This is a genomic window from uncultured Chloroflexus sp. (assembly GCF_937951745.1).
Lineage (GTDB): Bacteria > Chloroflexota > Chloroflexia > Chloroflexales > Chloroflexaceae > Chloroflexus.
The window spans coordinates 1-24938 of sequence record NZ_CALFBQ010000027.1 but is presented as its reverse complement, the minus strand read 5'-3'; the positions used below and the strand labels follow the sequence as shown (position 1 = coordinate 24938).

Annotated in this window: 24 protein-coding genes; 9 read left to right on the top strand and 15 right to left on the bottom strand. The window is 58.8% G+C overall.

From position 1 onward, the window contains the following. Positions 1 to 2: 2 nt before the first annotated feature. The 3 genes from rsmA to Q1A59_RS07250 all read left to right on the top strand — a co-directional run bounded on the left by rsmA (position 3) and on the right by Q1A59_RS07250 (position 2748). Positions 3 to 875: a 16S rRNA (adenine(1518)-N(6)/adenine(1519)-N(6))-dimethyltransferase RsmA gene (gene rsmA, locus Q1A59_RS07260; protein ID WP_298402937.1), complete on the top strand. Its 873-nt coding sequence runs from the start codon at positions 3 to 5 to the stop codon at positions 873 to 875. Between the two features lie 51 nt (positions 876 to 926). Next, entirely contained in the window at positions 927 to 1316 is a 390-nt protein-coding gene (locus Q1A59_RS07255) for a PPOX class F420-dependent oxidoreductase (RefSeq protein ID WP_298402939.1), read from the top strand. A 460-nt stretch (positions 1317 to 1776) separates the two neighbouring features. Further along, on the top strand, positions 1777 to 2748 hold the full coding sequence (locus tag Q1A59_RS07250; protein WP_298402941.1) for a hypothetical protein: 972 nt from the start codon (positions 1777 to 1779) through the stop codon (positions 2746 to 2748). Positions 2749 to 2826: 78 nt separating this feature from the next. On the opposite strand, the gene Q1A59_RS07245 is transcribed toward Q1A59_RS07250, so the two are convergent. Beyond that, positions 2827 to 3579 carry an LLM class F420-dependent oxidoreductase gene (locus tag Q1A59_RS07245; protein WP_298402943.1) on the bottom strand — a complete coding sequence of 251 codons (753 nt, stop codon included), beginning with the start codon at positions 3577 to 3579 and terminating at the stop codon, positions 2827 to 2829. 149 nt (positions 3580 to 3728) lie between these two features. On the opposite strand from Q1A59_RS07245, the gene Q1A59_RS07240 reads away from it, so the two are divergent. The 3 genes from Q1A59_RS07240 (at position 3729) to raiA (ending at position 6382) form a co-directional block, all read left to right on the top strand. Next, entirely contained in the window at positions 3729 to 4634 is a 906-nt protein-coding gene (locus Q1A59_RS07240; protein WP_298402945.1) for an MBL fold metallo-hydrolase, read from the top strand. Then, positions 4631 to 5473: an MBL fold metallo-hydrolase gene (locus Q1A59_RS07235; protein ID WP_298402947.1), complete on the top strand. Its 843-nt coding sequence runs from the start codon at positions 4631 to 4633 to the stop codon at positions 5471 to 5473. The genes Q1A59_RS07240 and Q1A59_RS07235 overlap by 4 nt, the downstream gene beginning before the upstream one ends. 321 nt (positions 5474 to 5794) lie before the next feature. Further along, entirely contained in the window at positions 5795 to 6382 is a 588-nt protein-coding gene (raiA, locus tag Q1A59_RS07230) for a ribosome hibernation-promoting factor, HPF/YfiA family (protein ID WP_298402949.1), read from the top strand. A gap of 83 nt (positions 6383 to 6465) precedes the next feature. On the opposite strand, the gene Q1A59_RS07225 is transcribed toward raiA, so the two are convergent. The 4 genes from Q1A59_RS07225 to Q1A59_RS07210 all read right to left on the bottom strand — a co-directional run bounded on the left by Q1A59_RS07225 (position 6466) and on the right by Q1A59_RS07210 (position 11298). Beyond that, positions 6466 to 6852: a DUF4190 domain-containing protein gene (locus Q1A59_RS07225; protein ID WP_298402951.1), complete on the bottom strand. Its 387-nt coding sequence runs from the start codon at positions 6850 to 6852 to the stop codon at positions 6466 to 6468. A gap of 174 nt (positions 6853 to 7026) precedes the next feature. After that, the gene (trpC, locus tag Q1A59_RS07220) at positions 7027 to 7839 is read right to left on the bottom strand and encodes an indole-3-glycerol phosphate synthase TrpC (protein ID WP_298402953.1); all 813 of its coding nucleotides are present in this window, start codon (positions 7837 to 7839) and stop codon (positions 7027 to 7029) included. Positions 7840 to 8210: 371 nt separating this feature from the next. Further along, complete coding sequence (locus Q1A59_RS07215) at positions 8211 to 10667, bottom strand: endonuclease MutS2 (protein WP_298402955.1); 2457 nt, start codon at positions 10665 to 10667, stop codon at positions 8211 to 8213. A 79-nt stretch (positions 10668 to 10746) separates the two neighbouring features. Further along, complete coding sequence (locus Q1A59_RS07210) at positions 10747 to 11298, bottom strand: CvpA family protein (protein ID WP_298402956.1); 552 nt, start codon at positions 11296 to 11298, stop codon at positions 10747 to 10749. Positions 11299 to 11419: 121 nt separating this feature from the next. On the opposite strand from Q1A59_RS07210, the gene Q1A59_RS07205 reads away from it, so the two are divergent. Then, positions 11420 to 12763 carry an MFS transporter gene (locus Q1A59_RS07205; RefSeq protein WP_298402957.1) on the top strand — a complete coding sequence of 448 codons (1344 nt, stop codon included), beginning with the start codon at positions 11420 to 11422 and terminating at the stop codon, positions 12761 to 12763. Positions 12764 to 12767: 4 nt separating this feature from the next. Here Q1A59_RS07205 and Q1A59_RS07200 read toward each other — a convergent pair whose 3' ends face one another. The 6 genes from Q1A59_RS07200 to Q1A59_RS07175 form a co-directional block, all read right to left on the bottom strand. After that, complete coding sequence (locus Q1A59_RS07200) at positions 12768 to 13160, bottom strand: response regulator (RefSeq protein ID WP_298402958.1); 393 nt, start codon at positions 13158 to 13160, stop codon at positions 12768 to 12770. Between the two features lie 13 nt (positions 13161 to 13173). Next, complete coding sequence (locus Q1A59_RS07195; RefSeq protein WP_299644613.1) at positions 13174 to 13605, bottom strand: ATP-binding protein; 432 nt, start codon at positions 13603 to 13605, stop codon at positions 13174 to 13176. After that, complete coding sequence (locus Q1A59_RS07190) at positions 13602 to 13853, bottom strand: SpoIIE family protein phosphatase (RefSeq protein WP_367280893.1); 252 nt, start codon at positions 13851 to 13853, stop codon at positions 13602 to 13604. The genes Q1A59_RS07195 and Q1A59_RS07190 overlap by 4 nt, the downstream gene beginning before the upstream one ends. Continuing rightward, positions 13819 to 15129 (bottom strand): PP2C family protein-serine/threonine phosphatase, encoded by a 1311-nt coding sequence (locus Q1A59_RS07185; RefSeq protein ID WP_299644608.1) that lies wholly within the window; start codon positions 15127 to 15129, stop codon positions 13819 to 13821. The genes Q1A59_RS07190 and Q1A59_RS07185 overlap by 35 nt, the downstream gene beginning before the upstream one ends. Positions 15130 to 15137: 8 nt before the next feature. After that, positions 15138 to 15476 carry an STAS domain-containing protein gene (locus Q1A59_RS07180; protein WP_298402962.1) on the bottom strand — a complete coding sequence of 113 codons (339 nt, stop codon included), beginning with the start codon at positions 15474 to 15476 and terminating at the stop codon, positions 15138 to 15140. Positions 15477 to 15764: 288 nt separating this feature from the next. Continuing rightward, on the bottom strand, positions 15765 to 16859 hold the full coding sequence (locus Q1A59_RS07175; RefSeq protein WP_298402963.1) for a glycosyltransferase family 4 protein: 1095 nt from the start codon (positions 16857 to 16859) through the stop codon (positions 15765 to 15767). Between the two features lie 294 nt (positions 16860 to 17153). Between Q1A59_RS07175 and Q1A59_RS07170 the strand changes: the two genes are divergently transcribed. Beyond that, entirely contained in the window at positions 17154 to 19136 is a 1983-nt protein-coding gene (locus Q1A59_RS07170; RefSeq protein WP_298402964.1) for an NHL repeat-containing protein, read from the top strand. A gap of 29 nt (positions 19137 to 19165) precedes the next feature. Here Q1A59_RS07170 and hisF read toward each other — a convergent pair whose 3' ends face one another. The 3 genes from hisF to Q1A59_RS07155 form a co-directional block, all read right to left on the bottom strand. Further along, positions 19166 to 19945, bottom strand: coding sequence for an imidazole glycerol phosphate synthase subunit HisF (gene hisF / locus Q1A59_RS07165; RefSeq protein ID WP_298402965.1), 780 nt, complete (start codon positions 19943 to 19945; stop codon positions 19166 to 19168). Between the two features lie 152 nt (positions 19946 to 20097). Further along, the gene (locus Q1A59_RS07160) at positions 20098 to 20886 is read right to left on the bottom strand and encodes a hypothetical protein (protein ID WP_299644602.1); all 789 of its coding nucleotides are present in this window, start codon (positions 20884 to 20886) and stop codon (positions 20098 to 20100) included. A gap of 51 nt (positions 20887 to 20937) precedes the next feature. After that, positions 20938 to 21438, bottom strand: coding sequence for a hypothetical protein (locus Q1A59_RS07155; protein WP_298402968.1), 501 nt, complete (start codon positions 21436 to 21438; stop codon positions 20938 to 20940). Positions 21439 to 22115: 677 nt separating this feature from the next. On the opposite strand from Q1A59_RS07155, the gene tkt reads away from it, so the two are divergent. After that, a complete protein-coding gene (gene tkt, locus Q1A59_RS07150) occupies positions 22116 to 24128 on the top strand; it encodes a transketolase (protein ID WP_299644599.1) in 2013 nt (670 codons plus the stop codon). Positions 24129 to 24224: 96 nt separating this feature from the next. Here tkt and Q1A59_RS07145 read toward each other — a convergent pair. After that, on the bottom strand, positions 24225 to 24938 hold a 714-nt coding region (locus tag Q1A59_RS07145; RefSeq protein ID WP_299644597.1), incomplete at its 5' end, for an alpha/beta fold hydrolase.

Here is a 24938-nt window from a genome sequence, read left to right as displayed (position 1 = left end):
TCGTGAACCCCTATCTCAATCCACAACGGATCCGCGCCGCGTTGCGTGCGCTTAATCTGCGCCCAACCCGTGGCATGGGCCAGAATTTTCTGCTCGATGGCCATGGGTTGGCAACCATCGTCGCTGAAGCCGCGCTAACCCCATCCGATACCGTTATCGAAGTGGGGCCGGGTTTGGGCGTGTTGACGTGGGAATTGCTGGCCCGGGCAGGCCGGGTGATTTGCGTTGAACTCGATCGCCGTTTGGCTGACCGGTTGGCCGCTGAGTTCCGCGATCGTGCCAATCTCTTTCTGGTGCAGGGTGATGTGCTTGAGCTAGCTCCGGCAGATCTGCTGGATCGCGCTGGTGCTGCGCCGCCTTACAAACTGGTCGCCAATATCCCCTATGCAATTACAGCGCCGCTGCTGCGCCATTTCCTCGAAGCGACTGTTCCGCCTGAGCTAAGTGTGTTGCTGGTACAATGGGAGGTCGCCCAGCGTATCTGCGCCGGCCCCGGTGACTATAGCGTGTTGACCCATGCGATCCAGTTTTACGCTGAACCCGCGATTGTGGCCCGCGTGCCCGCCAGTAGCTTTTTCCCCGCGCCCGCCGTTGACTCGGCGATTGTGCGCTTGCAACGTCGCCCGCAGCCAGCGGTGACGGTCGCTGATGTCAATGCCCTCTTCCGTTTGATTAAGGCCGGTTTCCTCCATGCCCGCAAACAATTGGGCAATGCCTTGCCGAGCGGGTTAGCCGCGTTAGGGGTCGATATTACTCGCGAACAAGTGGTGGCGGCGCTGCGTACTGCCGGGATTGATCCCCAACGCCGCGCCGAAACAGTGACATTGGCCGAATGGGCGAACTTGCTCGCTGTTTTGATCGAATCGGGGGTATAGTACTAAGAGAGCCAATTGTTGGTTCGCAAGTCTATACTTCTGGAGGAAACAGTGGCCGAGCAGACGACACCCTATTTCGCCGGTCTTTACCGGCACGAATATGCCAATTTGATCACGTTTCGCAAAAATGGCCAGCCGGTGGTGACACCGGTTTGGTTTGCCGAGCGCAATGGCAAGTTGTACGTGATGACTACTGCTAATGCCGGCAAGGTCAAGCGCATCCGTAACAATCCGCACGTCGAAGTTGGGCCATCTGATCGCGCCGGTAAGCCGTTGGGGCCGACCGTGCCGGCGCGGGCGCGCATTTTGCCCCCTGAAGAGACCAAGGTGGCGCGTGAAGCCCTCGATAATAAGTATGGCCTGATGAAGGCAATGTTCGATTTTTTCATGAATGTGCGTGGCGTCGAACGGGCGTGGATTGAAATTTCCCCAGCCGAATAAATGATCACTGTCGAGCCGCACGGTAGTGCGGCTCCCCTCTATGCATCGCTGCCCTATGATGATGGCCCCAACTGGGTGCCGCTCAGGGTGCAGCATACTAGCATGGCCGTGCAATAGGCCGGAGTTGCTTGCATCCTGTCGTTGCGAGGATGCCGATCGTCCGCAGCAGTTCCCTGCAATAGTGGCGCAACATCAGAATAGCAGCCGCTCGTGTTAGCAAGGGGATTGCTGCGCTGCCTGCGGCATTCCTAGCCAGCCGGCGTCTTCATCGTTCAGCACGTGCCCTGCCAACGCGCAGCTCGCTCGACCAGTTGGTACCAGATGTCAAATGTCCAACCAGTTGCGCGCCTCATAGCCATCAAGCCATTTGACAGTTGCGCGCATGTGGTGATATAAGAGAGCGAACGATGGCAATCTATGGCTCTTAGCGCCTCGTTGCGCGACACAGGAGAGAGATTGCGTGAAACGACTGAATCGCGCTCTGCTTGTGCTCCTGCCCGTGCTAGCCTTGTTGCTGCTGGTGGCCTTGATGGCGGCAACGCCGCCTGCTCCGCCTCCAACGCCGAAGGTGGCCGATCTCCCGCCGCTTGAGACGCCAACGGTAGCACTGCTCCCTACCGTAACGCCTTCGCCATCGCCGATCCCAGAACCAACCCTAACCCCCACCCTTGCCCGGCGCGAGTTTCTCGAGTCGTTTGATGTCAAAACCGCGCCAACCAGCTTCCTGCCCGGTCACGGCCCAGTCTTGCCCGGTGAATTTGTTTATGCCGGACGCCGGATCGATTTCTACGTTGGCAGGGGTACGTTTCGCGCCGATCAAGTGCGTGACTTGGCGGTCAAGATCGAGTACGCGCTTGGCTATCTGCAACGCCGATTTGATGTCCAACTGACCGATCGCGTCTCGATGGGGTTCTACAATCCGGCTTTAGCCCCGACGAGCGATACGCGCGGCATTGCCTACACCCACGATCGCACGAATATTCGCCTTTTCTACGGCCCCAACGACGATACCTATAAGGCACTAGTGATCGCCACCCACGAGCTGGCGCATGCCTTGCAGGCCGAAGCGTATGGCCGCGAAGCGCAGAGCCGCTCTGATCTGGTCTTGTTGGAAGGCTTGGCGACGTGGATTTCGGGCGAATATTGGCTCAGCCTGTCCGATTCGTCGTCGTTTCAGGCCCGCGCGCGCGAGCTCTATCAAGCCGGTTATCGCGGCAATCTGGCGGCCTTGGCCAGTAGCGCCGATTCGATGGTCGCCTACGAGATGTGGGCTGGGTTTGTCGAATATCTGGCCCAAACCTACGGCTGGGATAAGTTCAACGAGTTGTATGCCAGTGGTCGTGGGCGCGCTCCCGGTTCGGCCAATTACCGCGGGCTTTACGGCAAGAGTTTTCAAGAACTCTATACCGAATGGTATGCAACGTTGCGGTGAACGCCATGCGCTAAGGCGCACCGAGGTCAAGGGCATGGTCTACTTCCCCGTCTTCTCAGTGCGCCTGAGCATCGCCTGTTAATCGCGCAGCTTGAGCAGCTCCTCCACCGGCGCGAAGTTCCACGGCTCACCCATACCGATAATGATATGCGTTGCGCCTGCTGCAAGGTATGGCTCGATTGGCTCGCCTGCGCGCGGTGAGACGCTGCGCTCAATTGTGGCTGGATCGCGGCCTACCTGAGCGCACCACTGGTTGAGAACCTCATTCTTGCGCTTGAAGTTTTCGACCGGCCCGAAGCCGTGCCAGATATCGGCGTGTTCCGCAGTGATCCGCAGCGTGACTTTTTCACCGCCGCCGCCGATCAAGATCGGGATGCGGCGCAGTGGCGGCGGCTGATCGACCTCCCAGCGTGCTTTGATGATCGGCAATGCTTCGCGCAACGCGCGCAAGCGATCGGCAGCAGTGCCGAAGGTATAGCCAAACTCGGCATAATCACGTTCAAACCAGCCGGCACCCAGTCCAAGAATCAGCCGACCCCCGCTGATATGATCAACCGTTTTGGCCATATTTGAGAGCAGCGCCGGATTACGATAGCTGTTGCACGTTACCAAACAGCCGATCTCGGCGCGCTGGGTGATGGTCGCCATCGCGGTCAAGAGCGTCCATCCCTCGAAGTGTGGGCCGTCTGGCGGACCATAAAGCGGAAAGAAGTGATCCCAATTCCAGATCGTATCGCAGCCGATCGCTTCGGCATAGCGCACGGCATCACGGTACGATTCCCACGTGGTATGTTGTGGATGGAGTTGTACGCCAACCCGAAAACGAGCCATAATCTAACCTTTCTAATTGCGCTTGGCTGGTAAAATGATCCTCTAAAAAGCATTCACAAACTACGTTTATGCTGTAAACTGTGAAATGCAAAGCTGCAATTACGTTGCGCAGCACTTTTCAGGGTACGACAACATATACGGGCGCATCGATGAGAGTTCGTATCTGGGGCACGCGCGGCTCGTATCCAGTTGCCCACGCCAGTATGCTGCGGTATGGCGGGAATACTACCTGTGTGGAGGTAGTGGCGGAAGGGCGCCATATTATTCTCGATGCCGGCACTGGCCTGCGGATGTTAGGCGATTCGTTTGCTCAAGAGCAAGTGCCACGGCAACTCGATCTCTTGATTACCCATACCCATTGGGATCATATCATAGGTTTTCCGTTCTTTGCACCCCTGTTTGATCCCGATTTGAAACTCGATATTTATGGCTTGGCCCGCACGCAGTCGAGTTTGCGCACCACGTTGGCCGGTGCGTTGAGTGATCCGCTGTTGCCGCTGAATATGGATGATTTGCGCGCGCAGATTAACTTTTTTGAAATTGGCGCCGGGCACTGCTTTGAATTGGGCCCGGTACAGGTGCGCACGGCGCTCGCCAACCATCCGTACCGCGCGCTCGCTTACCGGCTAGAAACGTCCGATGGCGTGCTGACCTTTATTCCCGATACCGGCCCCTTCCATACGGTGCTCTTCGGCGAGGAGCGAATTGAGTGGACTGGCCAACCTACGGCGCGTAGCCAGAGTGAATTGCGCGAATTAGCAGCGATGAAAGCGGCAATTCTTGAATTGGCCTACCGCGCTGATTGGCTCATTTACGATGCCCAATTCACCGATGCCCAATACGCGCGCTTTCCGCATTGGGGGCATAGCAGCGCAACCCAAGCCCGCGAAATCGCTGAAGAGGCGCAGGTGCGCCAGTTGATCTTGTTTCACCACGATCCTCATCGCACCGATGAGGAACTGGATCGGATTGTGGCTGAACAGCAAGTGTTGGCCGCGCCGGGATTGTTGGTGACGGCAGCCTTTGAAGGCATGGAGTTGTGGAGGAAGCCATGAAGGTGCGGTTTTGGGGGGTGCGCGGCTACGTGCCGACGCCGCACGCCGCTATGCTGCGGTACGGCGGCAATACCTGCTGCACTGCCGTCACGGGCGATCATGGCGAATTAGTCGTGCTTGATACCGGCACCGGCTTCTGTATGCTGGGCGATGAGTTGATGCAGGGTGAGTTTGGCCGTGGACGCGGTACCCTGACGCTGCTCATCAGCCATACGTATTGGGACCATATTCTCGGTTTGCCCTTCCCCGGTGTGGTGCATATTCCCGGCAATCGACTCGATATTTATGGCCCTGACAGCACGCGCGGCTCGTTGCAGATGGTGTATGACGGGATGCTCTCGCCAGTCTACTCACCGGTTTACGGTCTGGCGCACATCGGTGCAACGCACCGTTTCACCACTATCTCAACCGAACCGTTTATGATCGGTCGCTTGCTGGTGCGCGCCCTACCCCTCTCGCGCCGCCAGCATTCGCCGATCTGGGCCTATCGCTTGGAAGAAGAGGGCCGGGTGCTAGTCTATATGACCGATGTGCGCTATAATGAAGAGAGTATCCGCGCGGAGGCGATCGCGTTTGCGCGTCATGCGCACATACTTATCCATAGCGCACCCTATTTGCGCGCCGAACAAGTAGAAGACTACGGCCATAGCCGGATCGAAGACGCGATTGAAGTGGCCCAAGCTGCCGGCGTCGAACGGTTGTTGCTGTTTCACCACGCGCCTACTCGCACCGACGATGAACTTGATGCGATGGTCATCCGTCTCCGCGCCGAGCTCGCAGCTCAGGATAGCCCGCTACAGGTGGCCGCGGCAGCAGAGGGGATGGAATTGGTGGTGTGAGGGTGATCGCTTGATCCGAAGCGAACAAGTCACCGCAGCGGATTAATTATTACGCATGGTAAACAGTTTCTCACTCTTCCTATCTTGCGAGACGGCTGGCGGCGTAGTAGAATACTGGCAAAGCTTTTTAGCGAGTGCTACACGGGAATAGCACCCATTCAGGAGTGAGGCTTTATGACCCCTTTGGTCAGCCGCAATGCTCCGCAACTGATGACCTTTTGAGAAATAGCTCGGTCCTCGCCGTGCTGATGGCGGGGGCCGGGTTGTTTTTATCGCCCGGCCACCCAATGACGGGTTGGCAACAGCGGATGGAGGAATGCGATGGAACTCACCATCAAGAGCCGGAACGGCAAGATCTCAGAGCGTCAACGCGAGCACATCGAAGAGAAACTCGCCAAATTGGGGCGTTATCTTAACGGCATTACTAGCATCGCGGTCGAAATCCAACATGAACAACAGCGGAATGCCGGCGAAATCTATCGGGTGCAGACGACGCTAGTTGCCGAGCACGGCGTGATCCTGCGCGCCGAAGAGCGCGCACCCGACCTCTATGCCGCCATCGATGAAGTGCAGGAGGTGTTGCAGCGCCAGATTTCGCGCTATAAAGAGAAATATTGGCGGCGGAGCCGCGAGTTGCGGCGCGCAACCAATGGGTTTACACCCGCTGAAGAGGTGGCGATTGCCGAGGAGGAAGCTGCGGCTGCGCCGGCTGAACCGGAACCAGAAGCGAAGGTGATCCGCACCAAGACCTTCCGCTTGCGCCCGATGTTCGTTGATGATGCGATCGAGCAGATGGAGCTGCTTGGTCACAATTTCTTTATCTTCCAGAACGCTGAGACGATGCAGGTCAGCGTGCTCTACCGCCGGCGCGATGGCAATTACGGGGTGATCGTGCCGGAAATCGGCTAACTCTCTCCCAGCCCCTCTCTGCCAACCCCTCCTCTCGCCTGCGCGGGGGAGGGGTGTTTATGTGGGTTTGTTCACTACGACTGTCACACCCCTACCGCCATCACCGCTACTGCCAAACATAATGCCACGACGGTCAAGGCAATGTGGGCATAACCCAGCGCTAAACCGAACAAGGCCAGCCCGCTGCCGGTAAGCTGGCCGTTGCCGCGCTTGACGGCACTCTGGCCAAGATGGCCGCAGATGATCGCCGGCACAGCCAGCAATAATGGAATGAAGAAGAGAATCCACGCCGTGATGCCGCAGATCAGGCTGACAATCGCCAACCGGCTGTTGCGGGCCGGCGCAATCGGCAGGGTAGTTTCGATGGCTGGCGCTGGTTGCCAGACCGCTACTGCCAGCGCCTGGCCACAGGCTGGGCAGAAGCGTTCAGCGCCGGTGATGGTATGACCGCAGCTAGGGCACTGTCGCACAGTACGCACTCCTTATCGTCAAGATGGCGTTCCACGTCTGGTAACTTGGAATTTTCACCCATTTTTTATGGTATGCACTGGTATGACCAACGCGTAAGCAGGCAGCGTTCGCGTTGGGAGAGATGGCTGTGGATGCTGCGGGCCGGGTAGCGCTGGGCCGAATGCATCGCAAGCTTACGCCATTGCCAACGCGCGTACCTGTGCGCCGATGTCGGGAGCCGTCACCAAGGCCTCACCAACCAAGATCGCGTCTGCGCCATAGCTGCGCACTTCGGCCACGTGTTCCGGCGTGAAGATGCCACTCTCGCTGACCAGCGCCGGGCGCTGCGGTCCGGCAGGCAGGTGATCGGCGATGGCTTTCGTGGTTGCGCGGTCGGTAACGAAGCGGTGCAGATCGCGATTGTTCACGCCGATAATTGGCGGGTTTAACTGGAGCGCCCGTTCCAACTCGGCGACGGTATGCACCTCGATCAACGCATGCATGCTGAGTTCGTAGGTCAGCGCGAAGAGCTCGCTCAGGGTGGCATCATCAAGCGCGGCGACAATCAACAAGACAGCATCGGCGCCATACGCGCGCGCCTCGTACACCTGATACGGATCGATGAGAAAGTCTTTGCGCAGCAGCGGTGTGCCGGCGGCTTGCACCTCCGGCAAGGCGCGAATGCCGGCCAGATAGGTCAAGCTGCCCTGAAAAAAGCGCTGGTCGGTCAAGACCGAGATGGCTGCGGCGCCGTTGGCGACATAGGTGCGGGCAAGGGCCAAATGGTCGAAATTGGCCAGCAACACGCCACGGCTCGGCGAGGCTTTCTTCACCTCAGCGATCAAGGCTGTGGCCGGCGAGCGGCGCAGCGCCGCGGCAAAGTCGCGCACTGGCGGCATGCGCTGTATCTTGTCTTGCAGGGCTGCCAGCGGGATTTTCGCTTGCTGGCGGCGCACTTCGATCCGCTTATGGTTCAGAATCTGTTCCAGAATGGTCGGTTCGCTCATACGTGTTCCTTGACGGGCGTGCGGGTATTGAAGAATATTGTATCATCACATGGAATGAGACACGGATTGGCACGGATCGGTGTAAATCTGTTCAATCCGGGTTTATCCATGTCCGCATTTCCTCCCGCTTTGCTGCATTGTCTCCGTGCGGTGCAGCAGTTATCTTGCCAAGGTTATGCGCGATCCAGATCAATCCGGGTTTAGTAGTGTCTCCTTGCTGGGTTGCACAGCATAACCAGCCCGTTGCAAGGAGATTGCTTCATCGCCGTGGGTGGCTCGCAATGACAGCAGCCGGGCAGCGTACCACCGCTCTATGCCAATCCGTACCCTCCGTGGATATCCCGTATTTGTTGGATCACCAGTCGGTAGACTTACCGCTCAACCAGCGTAGCAATCGTTACCCCTTCGCCGCCGTCGCGCCCGCCGCTGCTAAACGAAGCCACCAGCGGATGGGTTGCCAGCACATCACGCACGACTTGGCGCAACGCGCCGGTGCCTTTGCCGTGGATGAGGCGAACTTGGTGTAAGCCGGCCAGATAGGCGTCGTTGAGGTAGCGGTCGAGCCGGTTGCTGACCTCGGCGACGCGCCAGCCGCGCATGTCAAAGGTCATTGAGACATCGGGGGTGCTGGGCAGGTTGACGCTGCGTTCGGGCGGGGTGTAGCGCCGCTCGTCGCTGACCTGCGCTTTGGGGCGCTTGAGTTCGCCAAGCTTGACCGTCATACGGAAGCCACCAACTTGCACGGTGGCAGTGCCGTCTTCCTCATCGATGGCGACAATCTCGCCGTTGAGACCAATCGAAGCGACATGCACCGTATCCCCGACTTGCAGCGAGCGTTCGGCGGGGGAGGGCGGCGCAGCCGGGGCATGGGTTTGGCGCAGCTTTTCAACAGCTTGTTGGGATTGTTCGGCGGTGGCGGCCAAACGCTTTTCCGCTTCTTCCAACCATTGACGCGAGATATTGACTGAGCGGAATTCTTCGCGCAGCCGGCGTAAGTGCTGGCGTACTTCGCGCAGTTCGGCTTCGATCTCTTGGCGGGCCGCCGCCAACGCCGCCTCACGTTCGGCGGCAAACGCCTGCTGCTCGGCAGCCAGCCGATCACGGTACTTCTCGGCGTCGGCGCGCAGTTCTTCAGCGCGTTGCAACGCTGCCGCGGCAGCGTCACGCTCGCGTTGAATCCCGGCCAGCAGGTCTTCGACCTGCGCCTCTTTGCGGTCAATGAACGAGCGAGCCTGCTCGATCAGCGCCGGGTCAAGCCCTAGCCGGGCCGCGATCGCCAGTGCGTTCGAGCGACCGGGAATGCCGATACTCAGCCGGTAGGTGGGCGCCAATGTCTCGACATCAAACTCGACTGAGGCGTTCTGCACTCCCGGTGTCGCATAGGCAAAGGCCTTTAGCTCAGCGTAATGGGTCGTAGCTATTGCCAGCACCCCCAACTCTAGTAGTCGGCCAATGATCGCGCGTGCTAGAGCTGCACCTTCTACCGGATCAGTACCTGCACCTAATTCATCAAACAGCACCAACGCCGGCGGACGATGAACGAACCAATCCTGATCGTCGCCTGCTGGGAACTGTTGGGTTTCAGCCAGCGTCTGCAACACGCGAATAATATTCGCCATATGTGACGAGAAGGTGCTCAGGCTCTGTTCGATGCTTTGCTCGTCGCCGATGTCGGCAAAAATGTATTGAAACACCGGCAGCCGCGACGGTTGCTCGGCAGGGATGTGCATACCGGCCTGCGCCATCAATGCTAGCAAGCCGGCTGTCTTGAGTGCCACCGTCTTGCCGCCGGTATTAGGGCCGGTAATGAGGAGGATGGAAAACTCGCCGCCGAGCCACACATCGATCGGCACCACTGTTGCGGCGGGCAAGAGCGGGTGGCGGGCGCGGGTCAGCCGGAACGGCGGCTCAGCCGGCGGCGGATCGTCGGGCCGCCAATCGACAATCTCCGGCGCGATGCTGCGGGTGGCGATCGCATAGCGGGCCAGCGCGAACGTCAGATCGAGCGTGGCGAGGGTATTGACGGCGCTGGTAATGGTGCTCGCCGCCGCGCCAACCTGCTCTGAGAGTGCGCTGAGGATACGCTGCACCTCTTCCGCTTCCGCCGATTGCAACTCGCGCCAGCGGTTATTCAGCTCAACCACCGCCATCGGCTCAATGTAGAGTGTTGCCCCCGAACCGGACTGGTCATGCACCAAGCCGCGCACTTCGCGCCGGTGGCTGGCCTTGACCGGAATGACATACCGCCCGTTCCGCACGGTGATAATCGGTTCTTGCAAGGCATTGGCCAGTGCGCTCGAATGGATCATGCTCTGCAAGCGCTCGTGCAGGCGATTGAAGGCCACTCGCACGTCGTGGCGCAAGCGAGCCAGCGTAGGGCTAGCGCTATCGAGCACCTGCCCATCATCGCCGATCGCTCGTTCGATCGCTTCGATCACCTGCGGCAACTCCGGCAACGCATTGCCGAGTTCGATCAGATGCGGAAAACGTTCGTCGAGCCGACTGAGGCGCTGGCGCAGGAACGCTGCACTTTGCAAGGTCGCGGCAATCTCGCGTAGGGTAGCGCCATCGAGGATGCCGCCGCGCGCGGCGTGCTGCGTTGCCCGCCGCACATCACGCGCCCCGCCAATGCTCAATTCTGGCCACTCTTCCAACAACAAGCGTGCCTCGGTGGTCAGTGCCTGCCGCCGGCGCACTTCGGCTAGATCGGTGGCCGGAGTCAGACTTAAGGCCAGTTCACGTGAGGCCGAAAAAGCGGTATAGTGCGCTAAGCGGTCGCGGATCGTGTCAAATTCAAGCGTATGCAGCGATGATTCCGAGATTGACATACTCGTACCGTTGAACACAGCCGTTCCTGCGTTCAGCCTACCATTAGCGCTTCGATCGCGCCATCAGCCGCAAGGTTGATTACTGCACTTGAAAGATGATCCGCGCGGCATCGGGCAACACTGGATCGACAATCTCGTACAGGCTGGGTAAGACGGCATTGGCAAAGAACCGCAACATTAGCGAGGCGCCGATTTGCCCGCCGAGCCAGCGCGTAATCGGGTAATCAATGTTGGCGAAACCGCGCACGATAAAGAGGTTCCAGAGCAGCACAGCGGTCAGACCCAGTATCATTCCGCCGATCACAAGGCCGAGACCGGTGCCGGTGATGCGGTCAATCATTTCCAAATGGTGCGGGATTTGCACATAGCGGAAGGTGTAAATGCCGACAAAGGTGAGCACGATGAAGCTGAACAGATGAATAAGTGCGAAGGCAACATATTGACTGACGAAGCGCTGTCCGCCTAATTCACGCACGAAGATATCAGCCAAACTTTGGTAGTACAAGCTAGCCAGCACGGTGCCGAGATAAAACGAGAGGATGATCAACAGCAGACGCACAGTGCCTTGAAAAAAACCTACCGCAAGTGCGCCAAAGAAGAGTACAACGAAGAGAAGATCGATGACGTTCATAATTCTATTTCCCCCGGCGCTAATCCCTGTCTATAGCGCAAAGATGTGTTAGCTGATTATAGCATACTGGCTTACCCGTTTCTGGCTCGCAGCGCGTCTATGCTTCTATGAGGTTGTTACGATGACCAGCCAAACCAATGTTGCAGGCCAAGCCGCCGCAACGACCGAACACATCGCAACCGCGCCCTCTGCCTCGCGTCCGTTACTCCCATCGGAAATGCAGCGCGGCCTGACCATCTCGATCTGGGAGGGGGCGATTGCCAACATTCACATCAGTATCACCGGCGCCATTGGCGGCAGTGTCTTCCTCAGCGGGTTTGCCATCTTGCTTGGAGCTAATAATTTCCAGATTGGCTTGTTGGGGGCGTTACCGTTTATTGGCCAGCTCTTTCAATTTCTCAGCGCCTACCTCGAAGCCCGTTTCGCCAATCGGCGCGCGGTTGTATTCTATTCAGCGCTGTCTGGCCGGCTGGTCTGGGCATTTCTACTCTGCTTGCCGTTTACTGGCTGGCCGACAACATGGCAATTAACCGTCTTTTTCATTGCCCTTGGCTTTTCCTATGGTCTCAACGGCATGGCCGGCAATGCGTGGATGAGTTGGATGAGCGATCTGGTGCCGCCCAACCGGCGTGGCAGCTATTTTGGCATCCGCAACACGGTCGCTGGGATCAGCGCTATGGTCAGCGTCTACGCCGCCGGTCGTGTGCTCGACTGGTTTCGCGCCAATGGCGCTACAGCGCAGGGCTATGCCGTCATCTTTGGCGTGGCGGTGCTGGCTGCGTTTGGCGCGGCGGTGCTGATTGCACGCCAACCTGAACCGCCAATCACCCCGCGTCCGTGGAGTGGCGTAAGCGCGTTTCTGTTTGATCCGTTGCGCGAGGCCAGCTTTCGGCATTTTACCATGTTGGCGACCGGCTGGGCCTTGGTTACCGGCATTGCCGCACCCTTCTTTAACGCTTACGGTCTCACTGCGCTACGGCTCGATTTCTCGCTGCTAGCGCTTACGGGCGTTGTCACCAATGCGGTTGCCCTCATCTTTTCACCGCTGGTCGGCTGGTTGATGGATCGCTACGGCTACCGGTTGGTAGTGACGGCGTGCGTTATGGGTACAATACCGCTGCCTTTAGGTTGGATCCTCTCAACCCCTGACAATATCGTGCCATTGTGGTTAACCTCCATCTTTTCAGGCGTCTTTTGGCCGGGGGTGAATCAAGGGTTAGGCAACCTCTTGATGGCGCGGGCGCCGGCGGAACAGCGGGGCGCGGCGATGGCGATCTTCAGCCTGCTCACCGGCTTAGGCACCCTGCTGGCATCGTTGGCCGGCGGCACCATCGGCCAAGCGATGACCGGCGTCACCGTTGCCTTGGGGCCGCTGGCTGTGAGCGGGTTGGCAATGCTCTTTGTGCTGACGATGCTTGGTCGTATGGTTATGGTTGGCACTTTTTGGCGCGTGCTGGAGAGCTAAGGGGTTATGCCTGCTGTGGCGTCTGCGGCGGCGTCCGTTGGAGCAGTCGATCAACCTCGTTCACTAAATCATCAGAGTCGACCGGTTTGGTGAGGAAGGCATTGACGCCAACACCGGTCGCTTTGACTTCATCTTGCTCTTTGACACTGCCGGTCACCATAATGATCGGCAGATCGGCGTAGCGTTCATCAGCGCGTATGGCACGAGCGAGTTCGATCCCGTCCATACGGGGCATCTTCAGATCGGTAACGACCAGATCAACCTGACCGGTGGCGAGACGGTTGAGTGCTTGTTCGCCATCAAGTGCCGTCACTACAGTGTAGCCATATTGGTTGAGCACAAAGCTCATTAGGCGGTGGCTCGGAAGATAGTCATCTACAATCATGATGGTGGTCATCGTCTCGTCTCCTTTACGTAAGGCGCTTCACTAGGCGCCAGCAATTTCCGTCAGGATGTGCGATATAGCCGACGTGGTCCATCAAATGCCGGATCAGAAATAATCCGTACCCGTGAATCTGCGCCTCGCTCAGATGAGGATGCGATGCCAGTTCTGGAGTAAACGACTCACCGGTATCATGTAGCTCGATCTCGATCCGCGGCGGTTGGTGGTGGAATGTGAGCGCGATGCTGATGCGGTTGTCGCTATGACTGCGATGCCGATAAGCGTGCTGAATAATATTTGTACAGACTTCGTGGGCTGCTAGCTGCACATTGTACACCAATAGTTCATCATTCGCTCCTGCCTGCCGTAATAGCGCAGCGATGGTTTCGCTCAGCAGATGCAGATAGGCATACTGGGCCGGTAAATCCAGCCGGATCATTTCACTGCGCTGCTGGCTCACGTCGCTGCTCCTTTGAGTACGATCAAAGTCTGATCATCGTCTTGTGGGTGGCCGGCGCTAAAGTGTTCCACCACCTGAAAGATCCCGTCAGCGATCGCTCGTGCCGATTGTTCAGCCAGTGCGTTTACTGCCATGAGTAAACGATCGATGCCGAATAATTCGTCCGCTGCATTGCGGGCTTCATGAAAGCCATCGGTGGCGACGATCAACAGATCACCCGGCTCCATAGGTAGATAACCATCTTGCACCTGAGTAGTGGTCGCAACTCCTATGGGGGGGGTTGCCGGCCAAGAGCAAGGTGGCGGCGCCGTGGCGCGGACGGTAGATGACGGGTGCATGGCCGGCATTAGCATAGGTGATGGCGCGCTGTTCGGCGACATATTGGCCGACGAAGACGGTGGCAAAGACGCCGATGCGGGTGAAATCATGGTAGAGGTCTGCGTTCGATTGCCGCATGACCAGCGCGGGTGTTGGCGCTGGCATGAAGCGCGCTTTGCTGTGCAGCGCAGTGCGCGTCATTGACATCAATAAAGCGGCTGAAACGCCTTTGCCGCTCACATCGCCAATCGTGAAGATGAACGGATGGTTGGGCAGATTGATAACATCAAAGAAATCGCCGCCGACTTGCAGGGCCGGGCGTGAAGCGGCGTAGATCTCTAACCCTGCTATCTCTGGCAAAACCCGGGGGAGCAGTGCGGTCTGCACTCGCCGGGCACGATCCATCTCGCTACGGAGCCGGGCCTGTGCCAGCATCTCTTGGTAGAGCAAGATGCGTTCGATTTGGGCGCTCGCTTGATCGGCAATCGCGCGCCCCAGTTTTAATTCCGGCGTACCAATGGTGTCAGCGCGATCGACAATGCCAAGGCAAGCTATAACCTCTCCGCGCACCCGGATCGGCAGCAGCAAGAGGTTGCGTATGCCGGGCAGATAGGAGAATCTGCTATCATCTTCGCCGATGATCAGTGGCCGATCCTCGCGTTGCACTTGTCGGGATAGTTGCCAGATGAGGTCAGGGTCGAGATCGCTCTCGGTTGATTGCACGACAATCGTATCATCACGCTGCGCAGGCGCATAGATTGCAAAACCGGCCCGTCCCTTCAACATCCGCTGCGCTTCGGTGACGATCGCTGCCAAGCTTTCGCGGATGGTTACCAGATCGCGCATCGCTTGGGTGAGGCGGTAGAGTGCCAACTGCTGATTTTGGCTGGTGACTAGATCGGCGGCCATGCACTGCAATTCGTGTTCGAGTTGCAAGATATCCCCGATCAGGCTCGCCTCAGCCTGCAAGCGCTGGCGAGCCATCTCGCCCCGCAGCCCGCTGAGGTGTAATTCACCAACAACGTCGTTATAGCGGGTGATCGGAGCCGTCAGATCGGGCGGTAGCATCCGCTGTCCATCCGGCCACGATGCCAAGAGGCGACCACGTTCGTAGACGCTGAAGGCCTGCGCACCTTGCGCTAGCCACGCTTCGGCAAGGATCTGTATGCGGTTGTATTGTGAACTGAGGGATGAGATCAGCATCATGGGCGTGTTTACGCATTGAGTACCGCTAGCGCATGATCGGTGTCAACAAAAATGTTGAACGCTTTATCAAGCCGGGTTAGTTCAAAAATCATCATAATTGGCCGGCGGAGTCCGCAGAGCGCAAATTCGCCTTGACCTTGCTGGCATCGCTTTAGGGCTGCCACGAGCGTCGCTAATCCTGTGGAGTCGACAAAGGTGGTATCGGTGAGATCCACCAGTACACGGGCACCGGGGGCTGCGGTCGCTTGTTCGAGCCACTGCTGCACTGATGGCGCCGTATAGGCGTCGAAGCGGCCTGCGATAGTGATAATAGCTACGGTGCCGACATGACGCAGCTTGATGTCCATGATCATTTTCCTCTATGTGCTTCAGGCCTATCGTGATCGACGCCGGGTCAGATTGCAATGGCGGGAGGCGGCGTCTGTCATCTGGCAGCGGGCGGCTTGTGCCTAGCGAGTCGCTTAGGCTCCAGCGCAGGCGATTCATCTCCTGTTCTGGCATCATCCCGCGCCTCGGTCTTGCAATGCCAGTCTGCATTGGCTGTAGTATACACCGGTGCTAGCCGTTGGATCGAGCGAGTTGGCTCGTCTTTCTGCTGCCGATGGATTGATCGAGCGATGTTACGATTGCTCCTGCTACTTGGGCGCTGGCTCAACGCCGGCTTCGGCCAACGCTTCGTACAAGATATCGGTCATACGGCTGGTATAGTGATCAAGACTCAGCCTTTGTTCAACGATCTGCCGCCCCATACGTCCCATCCGCTCCGCCCTGCCCGGTTCGGCCAGTAGTTGTTCAATTGCGGCACGCAATGCTGCCGGATCGCGCGGCGGTACATAGATTCCGCTTGCACCATCGACAACAAGGTCACTTTGACCGGTGATGCGCGTACAGATAACCGCACGTTCCATCGCCATCGCTTCGAGGATGGCGCGACTGCCAATCTGCACATCTGCCGGTTCGAGCAGTATGACTACAAACCGGCTATCGCGGTAGAATTGACGTAATTCGAGAGGGGTAAATGTTTGCACGCGCACGTTAGGCGGGAGCGGATGCATTCCCTTACTGTCACGGTGGGTAAACCATGGGTCGGCAGCGGCCACGACGACATCGCTGTGAAGCTTGGCGACTGCACGCAGGAGGGTGTGGTAATCGGTCTGTTTGAAACCAACCACGCCGATCTGTGGCCGTACCGTGGGACGCGGTGGCGCGTGGCGCGGGTGAAAGAATTGTTCGTCAACTGCTGCCGGTAGGTATGGCGCCCGCTGCGGCGGTATTTGCCGGCGTTTGCTGATGAAGCGTTGCGGCCACGCTGAGTCAACGATCAGCCGGTCAATGTGGCTCTGAACGCCAAGCCGATCAAAAACCGCCTGATGCTTCGGATTGGATAATTGATGACCTAGTATGAGATGGCGCGGGCGGCGGTTGAGACTAAAGAGCTTGAGCAGGGCCGTGAGCAGCAGACCAACCTGTTCGTTGCTGGTCACAATGGCCTGATAGTGATGGCGGCGCATAAAACAGGCCAACGCCAGCACAAGGTGTGGCCCGCCCAACTGCGCGCAGAGATGACCAACAATGCCACTATCGGCGTGAGCAATGCGGTAGTCAATGAGATCGGCCTCACAGTAGCGGGCTAGCTCAAGATAGTCGGCGCGTGGACGACGTCCGGCTGCGATCTGTTGTTCAAGGTCAGCAGGGATGACTCCGGCGACAGCGAGCAAGACCTGTTTCACGCCTGATCCTCTCATGCCTATAGGCTCGTTTGACCGTTCTCTTGATGGTCGTTTGATTAATGTCATACTGGCGATGCGGATGATCGTTATGATGCCGCTGAGCAGGTGATCTTCAAACATGCCAGCTTGCTGCGTTGAGTATAACGGGCCGGTATAACCTTCACGTTAATGGCGTGACAGTTCGGCTTGCAATGTTGTCATACCCTTTGCCGACGCAGTGATCATCACCCTGCGGCGACTGTGGTATATCTACTGGTAGCATCGTTGCATATTGCTTATAGTTAAGGAACCGGCATGCGTTTACCTCTGCTTATCGCATTGCTGCTCACCAATCTGATCGCTGCTTGTGCCGCGCCGCCGTCGCCAACGCCGGCACCAGTGACGCCAAGCCCGACGGTAATCGTGCTGAATGAAGTAATGTTTACCGAACTCGGCGTACAATTGCTCCTGCCGGATGGATGGCAGAGTCGGGTGGAAAGCGGCGCGCTGCGCATTGCGCCTAACGCGGCTGCCCTTGCGGCTGGCGTGATCGATGCGCCGGTGATTGTGCTCGATACGACGCCATTGGCGGCGCTGACCGCACAATACGGCCCAGCGGCGGCAAACCCAGAGACGGTGTTTGAGCTGGCGAGCAGCGCGATCCAGTCGGCTGGCTACACGATCTCCCCTACCCAAGCGGTGCAGATCGGTGCAGCCCAAGGGGTGGCCGCCAACCTCAGCAGTCCGGCCAGTGCCGGACGATTGTGGGTGTTAGTTGATGAGATGCGGGTGGTGCGCGTGTTGGCTCAAGCGGCAGCCGCCAACTGGGAAACTGAACAACCGCTCATTGAACGGATCGTGGCTTCGCTGGAGGTGTTGCCGTTGCTTACCCCTACCCCGACGCTAGTTGATGTAGCTGCCCAGCCGCAAATTGTGCGTTCGGGGCCGCCGGGGTTTGTGCTGCGGCTGGGTGGTCGCAGCGGCCCGGCCAATAGCCGGTTTGTCGCCGCGCGCGGGCTGGCGGCAGCGCCCGATGGCACGCTCTATCTCGCTGAAAGCGGGCGCGGGATTTGGGTCTTTGCCCCTGATGGCACGCTGCGTACCACCTTCGGCGCCGATGAATTGCTCGACGCTTACGATGTTGCGCTTGGCCCCAGTGGTGATCTCTACGTCGCTGATTACGGACGCAACGCAATTGTTCGCTTCAGCGCCGCTGGCGACTTTCTAGGCCGGTGGGGCGGTCACGGCGATGCGCCCGACCAGTTTGGCCTGTCGGCGCCGCAACGGATCGCTGTCGGTGCTGATGGCAGCGTGTACGCGCTGGATGCCCGCCCCGGTCCCGATGGTTTGGCGGCTAGCAGTATTGTCCGCTTTAGCGCCGAAGGCCGGTTGATGGAACGGATTGCCTTGCCGCCTGATCTGGCGCCTGCGGATTTAGTGGTGGATCGCAGCGGCGTGATCTATCTGGCCGAGAGTTTTGCCGGCGCAATCGTCAAATTGGCCCCTGATGGCAGCGTGCTAGCCCGTTGGGGTGATCCCGCCGATCCTGCCCAACTGGCCGGGCCGGTGCTTGATATCGACCGCGCCGGCTATCTCTACCTTGCTACCTATGCTGGTACGATTCTGCGGCTTGCTCCTGACGGTACGATTGTGGCTCGCGGCGGCGCACCGGCTGCACCCGGCAGCATTCCAAACCCCGGCGAGTTGAGCTTGCCCAACGGGATTGTCGTCGCTCCCGGTGGCGTGGTTTGGGTGAGTGACAATAGCGGTGAATACAGTGCGGTGACTGCGTTTCGCTTACAAACCGACGCTGCGGCCCTCGCAACGGCAATGGCGCTCACGCCGGTCGCTGAAGCGCCGCCGAGCGAGACGGTGCAGCAGTGGGTGGCGTCTGCTACGGCCAGCAGCTTCTATGCGCCCGATTACGACCCCAGCGGCGTGGTTGGCCCGCCCGATGTGCCAGAGTGCCAAGACAGCCCGAATGCGTGGGCACCGGCGACTCCCGGCAGCCGCGAGACGCTGACCGTCACCTTTGCCGAACCGGTCTTCGCCACCGGCTTGATCATCTACCAGAACTACCAACCCGGCTACATCACGCTGGTCGAACTGATTGACGAACAAGGCACGGCCAAGGTGGTTCACCGCGCCGATCCTGTCCCGCTGTCTGAGTGCCCGTTTGCGCTCACGATCACGTTTGAGCAGACCCTCACCCGGATTGTTGGCGCACGGATCACGCTTGACCAGCGTGATGGCAGTTGGAGCGAGATCGATGCGGTGGCGTTAATCGGTGTGTCGTGACGCCGTAGGAACATTGTGCCGCAATGGCCCTACGTTCGTCGCACGGGGACGCCGTGTTCAGCCAAATACTGCTTGACATCGGCGACTGAATAGTCGCCAAAGTGGAAGATCGAGGCCGCCAGTACTGCGTCAGCGCCGCCTTCGACAATCCCGCGGTACATATCGTGCGGCGATCCAACCCCGCCCGACGCAATTACCGGCACCGGTGAAATGGTGGTGATCGCTTGCAGCAGTGCGAGATCGTAGCCGGTGCGCGCGCCGTCAGCATCCATGCTGTTGATGCAGATTTCACCTGCGCCAAGATCGATCCCGCGCTTGATCCACTCGATCGCGTCGAGGCCGGTTGGGCGCGGGTTCGCGCCGGTGTGGGTAAAGACTTCCCAGCGCGGCGGTTCGTCGGGTGCGTTCACCCGTTTGGCATCGACCGACAGCACAATGCATTGACTGCCGAACCGCCGTGCGCCTTCGGCTATCAGGTTCGGGTTGTAGACTGCAGCCGTGTTTAAGCTCACCTTATCGGCGCCGGCCCGCAGCATCCGGTACATATCCTCGACGCTGCGCAAGCCACCACCGACCGTTAGCGGAATAAATACCTCGGCAGCGGTGCGTTCGACCACGTCTACCATGATCGCTCGCTCGTCGCTCGAGGCGGTAATATCGTAGAAGACCAACTCATCGGCGCCGGCGGCATTATAGGCCGCCGCTAACGCCACCGGATCACCGGCGTCGCGGTGGTTGAGAAATTTGACCCCCTTCACCACGCGCCCGGCCTTCACATCAAGACAAGGTATAATCCGTCGCGTTAACATACTATCTATCGCCTTTGTGTTGACGCACCCTTGACCGCTGAGCGGCACCGTCTTCTTGCCTCACCGGCAGCGCATCATAACATTAACAAACTCTTTGCGTGCTTTGCGATCTTCGCGCCTTTGCATTTACCATCCTTTGCGCCTTTGCGTCATCACTTAGGCCGCACCTGCCCGCGCCGGCCCCGCTCTTCCGCCGGCGGCACCGTTTCGGCGGCAGCCGCGGCTTGTCGCGCCCGCGCTTCGTCAATCAGAAACTGGGTGGCCCGCGTGCTCCACAGCGCCAGCAGCGCAACCGCAAAGAGCAAGAAGGGAACCAGCAGCACCACACTGCTCAGAATCAAGATGAACCCCATCAGCAGCATGGTTACAAGTGTATAGACTGGCCGGCTGACAATCATCACCAGTGCATTGCGCGCAATCTGCTTCAGCGAAGGCCGTTCCATCAGCACCATGAGCGGAAAGGCGTAGATAATCAGCGCCGACCAGAGCATAAAGAGGTAAAGGAAAAAGCCGATCAGTACCCCGCCCAAGATGCCGGGAACGCCAGCATAGAAGGCCAGATTCCAAAAAATCAACACCAACCCGGCCATCCATACTCCGTACAGCCGCCATGCTGGCACAGCATAAGCCCGCATCCCGGCAAAAAAGTCGCTGAGTTTACTGGCCCGTCCCTCTATAATCCGTTTGCTCAGTACGTACAAACCGGCAAACGCAGGGGCCGCTGGCCCAACGCCAATCAGCGCCGCCGCTGCCGCCGGCAGCGCTGCGTTGCTCACCATGGCGACATAGGCAATACTAAAGAGTGGCACGCTCATCGCCGCCCACATAATATTAGCCAGTGTCAGCAACAGAAACTCATCGAACAAATCGCGTAATGTATCCCATAGCACGCGGAAGGGCGCGGTTAAAGCGGATAGATTAAAGGAACGAGGTTGGTTCATCACATTTGTATTATACGTGACAATAGCTGGCGTTTCTAGGTTATGGCTCGCCTACGGCGCATCTTCCGCCCACAGCACGATGACACGCCGATCATCCAGCGCAAATAGACCATGGTCAAACGGCGCGTCACTCAGCGAGCGCCAACCAATCACTTCATTGCCCTGCATGTCATAGATCGCAAACTCGCCGCTTACCGCGCCGTTGGTAAAGTAGCGCGCCTGCGGCCCCACTAGCGCCAACACCCTGCCGGCCAGTTCCGTTGCTTGCGCCGCTGGCACAATCTCGTCAGGGTAGGCGAGATCGTGGGCAATAATGTGCGTGGCAATCTTGACGGCAATCCGCCGCGGTACCTCGATCCAGTGCGATCCGAGCGGTTGAAAGTCGAGTTCACGTGCAGCGGCATCTAACGCCTCGAGGGGTGTTTGCGGCGCGCGCGTAAGCCGGAACGCTGCGCCGGTGAGCGGGTAGCTCTGCGCGCGCGCTGTCTCGATTGCGACCCACAAGCCTTCAATTGCCGGATCAGTTTCAAGGATGAGTAAGGGTTCGGCCATAACACCTCGTTGGGGCGTAATCATTATGGTTCTATCATAACAAATGTAGCCGAAGGTGTCGCGCAATGTACCGGTGTGCGTTGAAGCCACTACTCGTAGATCACCATGCCTAACCTGCGCCGCAGGCTTCGTAAACGTAGTCCGATCTTTCAGGGTCGGGCGCCCTGCCTCGCTTCCCCTCGTGTCATTGCGAGCGGAAGGGTAGAGCAATGCTCTGTCCCGCAGCAAAGCAATCCCCGCCAGCACGAACGGACATCCCCTCAGGCATGCTAACAGGGGGATTGCTTCGGTCGGGCATCCTCCAGCCGCGCTGGAGGCCATCGCTCCCTTGCAATGACAAAGGCTCTTGTGCGCCCCGCTCCCCTGCTGTCAATGTTTGAGGGCGGACAGAACCCATGCGCGTAGGTGTAGTTGATGGCAAAGATCGGTGCCGGCAACCGTCCGGTTCTGCCGCTCCTACTGCTTGGTGGGAGCGGGAGCCGGTCGGTAAGGACCATCAACCTGCGCAGCAGGTGTCGCAAAAATAGCAGACCAATCCCTGTCGCTGCCGGCGCAGGCACACGATCGTATCGTTGCTGTTCATGCAGCATTGCATCTAAGCAGTGGTATGATGAACCACAGAGTGGTGAACATGCGCCGGCGCTCACCGACGGCGCACAGATAGGAGAAATTGCCGCATGAACGAACCCGTGACAACTACCATCGACCAGTTGTGCGCTAACGCTATCCGCGCGCTGGCCATCGACGCCGTCCAACAAGCCAACAGCGGCCACCCCGGTATGCCGCTCGGCATGGCCGATGCAGCTTATGTTCTCTGGACTCGTTTTCTCAAGCATAACCCGTCTGATCCGGGCTGGCCGAACCGTGACCGTTTTGTGCTATCGGCTGGACACGGCTCGATGCTGCTCTACGCTTTGCTCCATCTCACCGGTTATGATCTGCCGTTGGAGGAACTAAAACAGTTTCGGCAGTGGGGCAGTCGCACGCCCGGTCATCCTGAGTACCACGAGACACCGGGAGTTGAAATGACCACCGGCCCGCTGGGGCAAGGGATTGCCACGGCGGTTGGGATGGCGATTGCCGAGCGGTGGTTGGCGACCAAGTTTAACCGGACCGGCTTTCCGGTCGTTGATCACTATACCTACGTCATTGCCAGCGATGGCGATTTGATGGAGGGCATCTCGCATGAAGCAGCCAGCTTGGCCGGCCATCTGCGGTTGGGCAAATTGATCGTTCTGTACGACAGCAACGATATTTCGCTCGTTGGGCCGACCAAGCTAGCGTGGAGCGAGAACGTGGCTGAGCGGTTTGCCGCTTACGGGTGGCAAGTGTTGTATGCCGATGGTCACAATATTTCGTCGGTGGCCTTAGCTTTGGCCGAAGCGATCGCAGACGGCGAGCGGCCCTCGCTGATCATCACCCGCACGGTGATCGGGTACGGCAGTCCGCGCGCTGGCAGCCACAAAGCCCACGGCGAGCCGCTCGGTGTCGAGGGGGTGCGCTTGACCAAAGCGGCGCTCGGTTGGCCGCAAGAGCCGCTCTTCTACGTGCCTAATGAGGTTTACGACCACATGCAGTTGGCGGTTGAAGTCGGCGAGGTGCGCCAACGCGAATGGGAGGCGATGCTGCGCCGCTATCGGGCTTCGTATCCCGAATTGGCCGCCGAATGGGACCTCTTGCAAGCGGGTGGGTTGCCCGACGGCTGGGAAGCGGCGTTGCCGGTCTTTGCCCCTGATCCAAAGGCAAAAGGCACTCGTACCGCATCTGGCGCAGTGTTGCAGGCGCTAGCTCCTATTATCCCCGGTTTGCTCGGTGGTTCGGCTGACCTTCACACCTCGGATTTTACCTATCTAGAAGGGCTAGGGTCGATTAGCGGCGATCATTTTAACGCGCGCAATTTACACTTTGGCGTGCGTGAACATGCGATGGGCGCAATCCTCAATGGTATGGCGCTGCATGGCGGCATTATTCCCTATGGCGGCACCTTCCTCGTGTTTAGCGACTATATGCGCCCGTCAATCCGGCTGGCGGCATTGATGGGGTTGCGCGTCGTGTACGTCTTTACCCACGATAGCATCGGTGTTGGTGAAGATGGCCCCACCCACCAGCCGGTCGAGCAGATGGTGTCGTTGCGTGCCATTCCCAACCTGTTGGTAGTGCGTCCGGGAGACGCCAACGAGGTGGCGATGGCATGGCGCTTAGCTCTCCAGCGTACCAATGGCCCCACCGCGCTGATCCTATCGCGCCAAAATGTTCCGACGCTCGACCGCACCCAGCTCGGCGCTGCCGATGGCGTGCTGTGCGGCGGTTATGTGTTGCGTGCCGCCGATTCGCCCCAAGCGATCATAATTGCCACCGGCTCGGAAGTGTCGATTGCGTTGACTGCGGCAGAGCAATTGGCGCATGAGGGTATTGCAGTGCAGGTGGTCAGCATGCCCTGCCGCGAGCTGTTCGATCAGCAAGAGCAGTCCTATCGCGATCGGGTGTTGCCGCCGCCGGTCAAGGCGCGGGTCGTGATCGAGGCTGGCCGTTCGCTCGGTTGGGAACGCTATGTTGGCTGCGACGGCGCGATTATTGGTGTCGATCGCTTCGGCGCTTCGGCCCCGTTCCAGCGCCTCTACACCGAATTTGGCCTGACTGCCGAGCGTGTTGTGGCGGCAGTGAAAGAGCAAGTGGCGCGGCACGGCTAGTCCTGCCAGATACCCTGCTGCCGCGGGTGCGGTGACCACCGCACCCGTTCATTGTTCTTTCACCTATGTGGCGATCTTGACAAATTGCACTGCTTGTCACATAGTCGCCTCGATCAACCCATGCTCGGCCAAGAATCGGCCTACTCGGGCCCGAAAGGCGTCGGGATTTCGCCACGCAATCAAATGGCCGGCCTCCGGCTCATAGACGATCCGCGCGCCGCGAATGCCGACCGCCACTGCGCGCGCTTGCTCATCAGGCACAAACGGATCCTTCCCGCCATGAAAGATGATGGTAGGAACCTTGATCTGATCAAGGCATGGTGTGACTAAAGCCTCTTGCTTAGCCAATTGCTCGATCACTGCCTCTACACCGGCATTGAGAATCGGCCACCAGTCAGCGCCATGCTGACCGGCCATATACCGGTGCCAACTCGGTGACATGCTCGCGGTTGCGTGCCGGTGCGCCTGATAGGTCGCTGTTGTCACCCGGGCGAAGACGCCATCGAGAATCAATGCAGCGATCAAATCAGGCCGAATACATACCGCGTTCAGCGCACCGATCCCGCCAGCGCTCATTCCGAACACAGGCACTGGCGCATGAAACAGACCGGCTAACGCATCGGCCACCGCTTCCCCCTGCATCGCAAAGTAGCGGGTTGTAAACAGATCCGGTGGGCGCGCCGAGCCGCCATGGCCAAGCAGGTCAAATGAATAGACGGTGAATTGATCGGCGAAGCGCTGCGCTAAACGTACTTGCGTTGTTGCGCTGTAGGTATTGCCATGAATAAGCACAAACGGCGCTCCGTGACC

Coding starts and splice junctions, on each gene's coding strand:
- trpC (WP_298402953.1), bottom strand. CDS start 7,839: ATGAGCGAACCGACCATTCTGGAACAGATTCTGAACCATAAGCGGATC.
- tkt (WP_299644599.1), top strand. CDS start 22,116: ATGAACGAACCCGTGACAACTACCATCGACCAGTTGTGCGCTAACGCT.
- Q1A59_RS07180 (WP_298402962.1), bottom strand. CDS start 15,476: ATGGACATCAAGCTGCGTCATGTCGGCACCGTAGCTATTATCACTATC.
- Q1A59_RS07235 (WP_298402947.1), top strand. CDS start 4,631: ATGAAGGTGCGGTTTTGGGGGGTGCGCGGCTACGTGCCGACGCCGCAC.
- Q1A59_RS07170 (WP_298402964.1), top strand. CDS start 17,154: ATGCGTTTACCTCTGCTTATCGCATTGCTGCTCACCAATCTGATCGCT.
- Q1A59_RS07200 (WP_298402958.1), bottom strand. CDS start 13,160: ATGACCACCATCATGATTGTAGATGACTATCTTCCGAGCCACCGCCTA.
- Q1A59_RS07245 (WP_298402943.1), bottom strand. CDS start 3,579: ATGGCTCGTTTTCGGGTTGGCGTACAACTCCATCCACAACATACCACG.
- Q1A59_RS07210 (WP_298402956.1), bottom strand. CDS start 11,298: ATGAACGTCATCGATCTTCTCTTCGTTGTACTCTTCTTTGGCGCACTT.
- Q1A59_RS07185 (WP_299644608.1), bottom strand. CDS start 15,129: ATGATGCTGATCTCATCCCTCAGTTCACAATACAACCGCATACAGATC.
- Q1A59_RS07160 (WP_299644602.1), bottom strand. CDS start 20,886: ATGAACCAACCTCGTTCCTTTAATCTATCCGCTTTAACCGCGCCCTTC.
- Q1A59_RS07155 (WP_298402968.1), bottom strand. CDS start 21,438: ATGGCCGAACCCTTACTCATCCTTGAAACTGATCCGGCAATTGAAGGC.
- Q1A59_RS07240 (WP_298402945.1), top strand. CDS start 3,729: ATGAGAGTTCGTATCTGGGGCACGCGCGGCTCGTATCCAGTTGCCCAC.
- hisF (WP_298402965.1), bottom strand. CDS start 19,945: ATGTTAACGCGACGGATTATACCTTGTCTTGATGTGAAGGCCGGGCGC.
- Q1A59_RS07205 (WP_298402957.1), top strand. CDS start 11,420: ATGACCAGCCAAACCAATGTTGCAGGCCAAGCCGCCGCAACGACCGAA.
- Q1A59_RS07215 (WP_298402955.1), bottom strand. CDS start 10,667: ATGTCAATCTCGGAATCATCGCTGCATACGCTTGAATTTGACACGATC.
- raiA (WP_298402949.1), top strand. CDS start 5,795: ATGGAACTCACCATCAAGAGCCGGAACGGCAAGATCTCAGAGCGTCAA.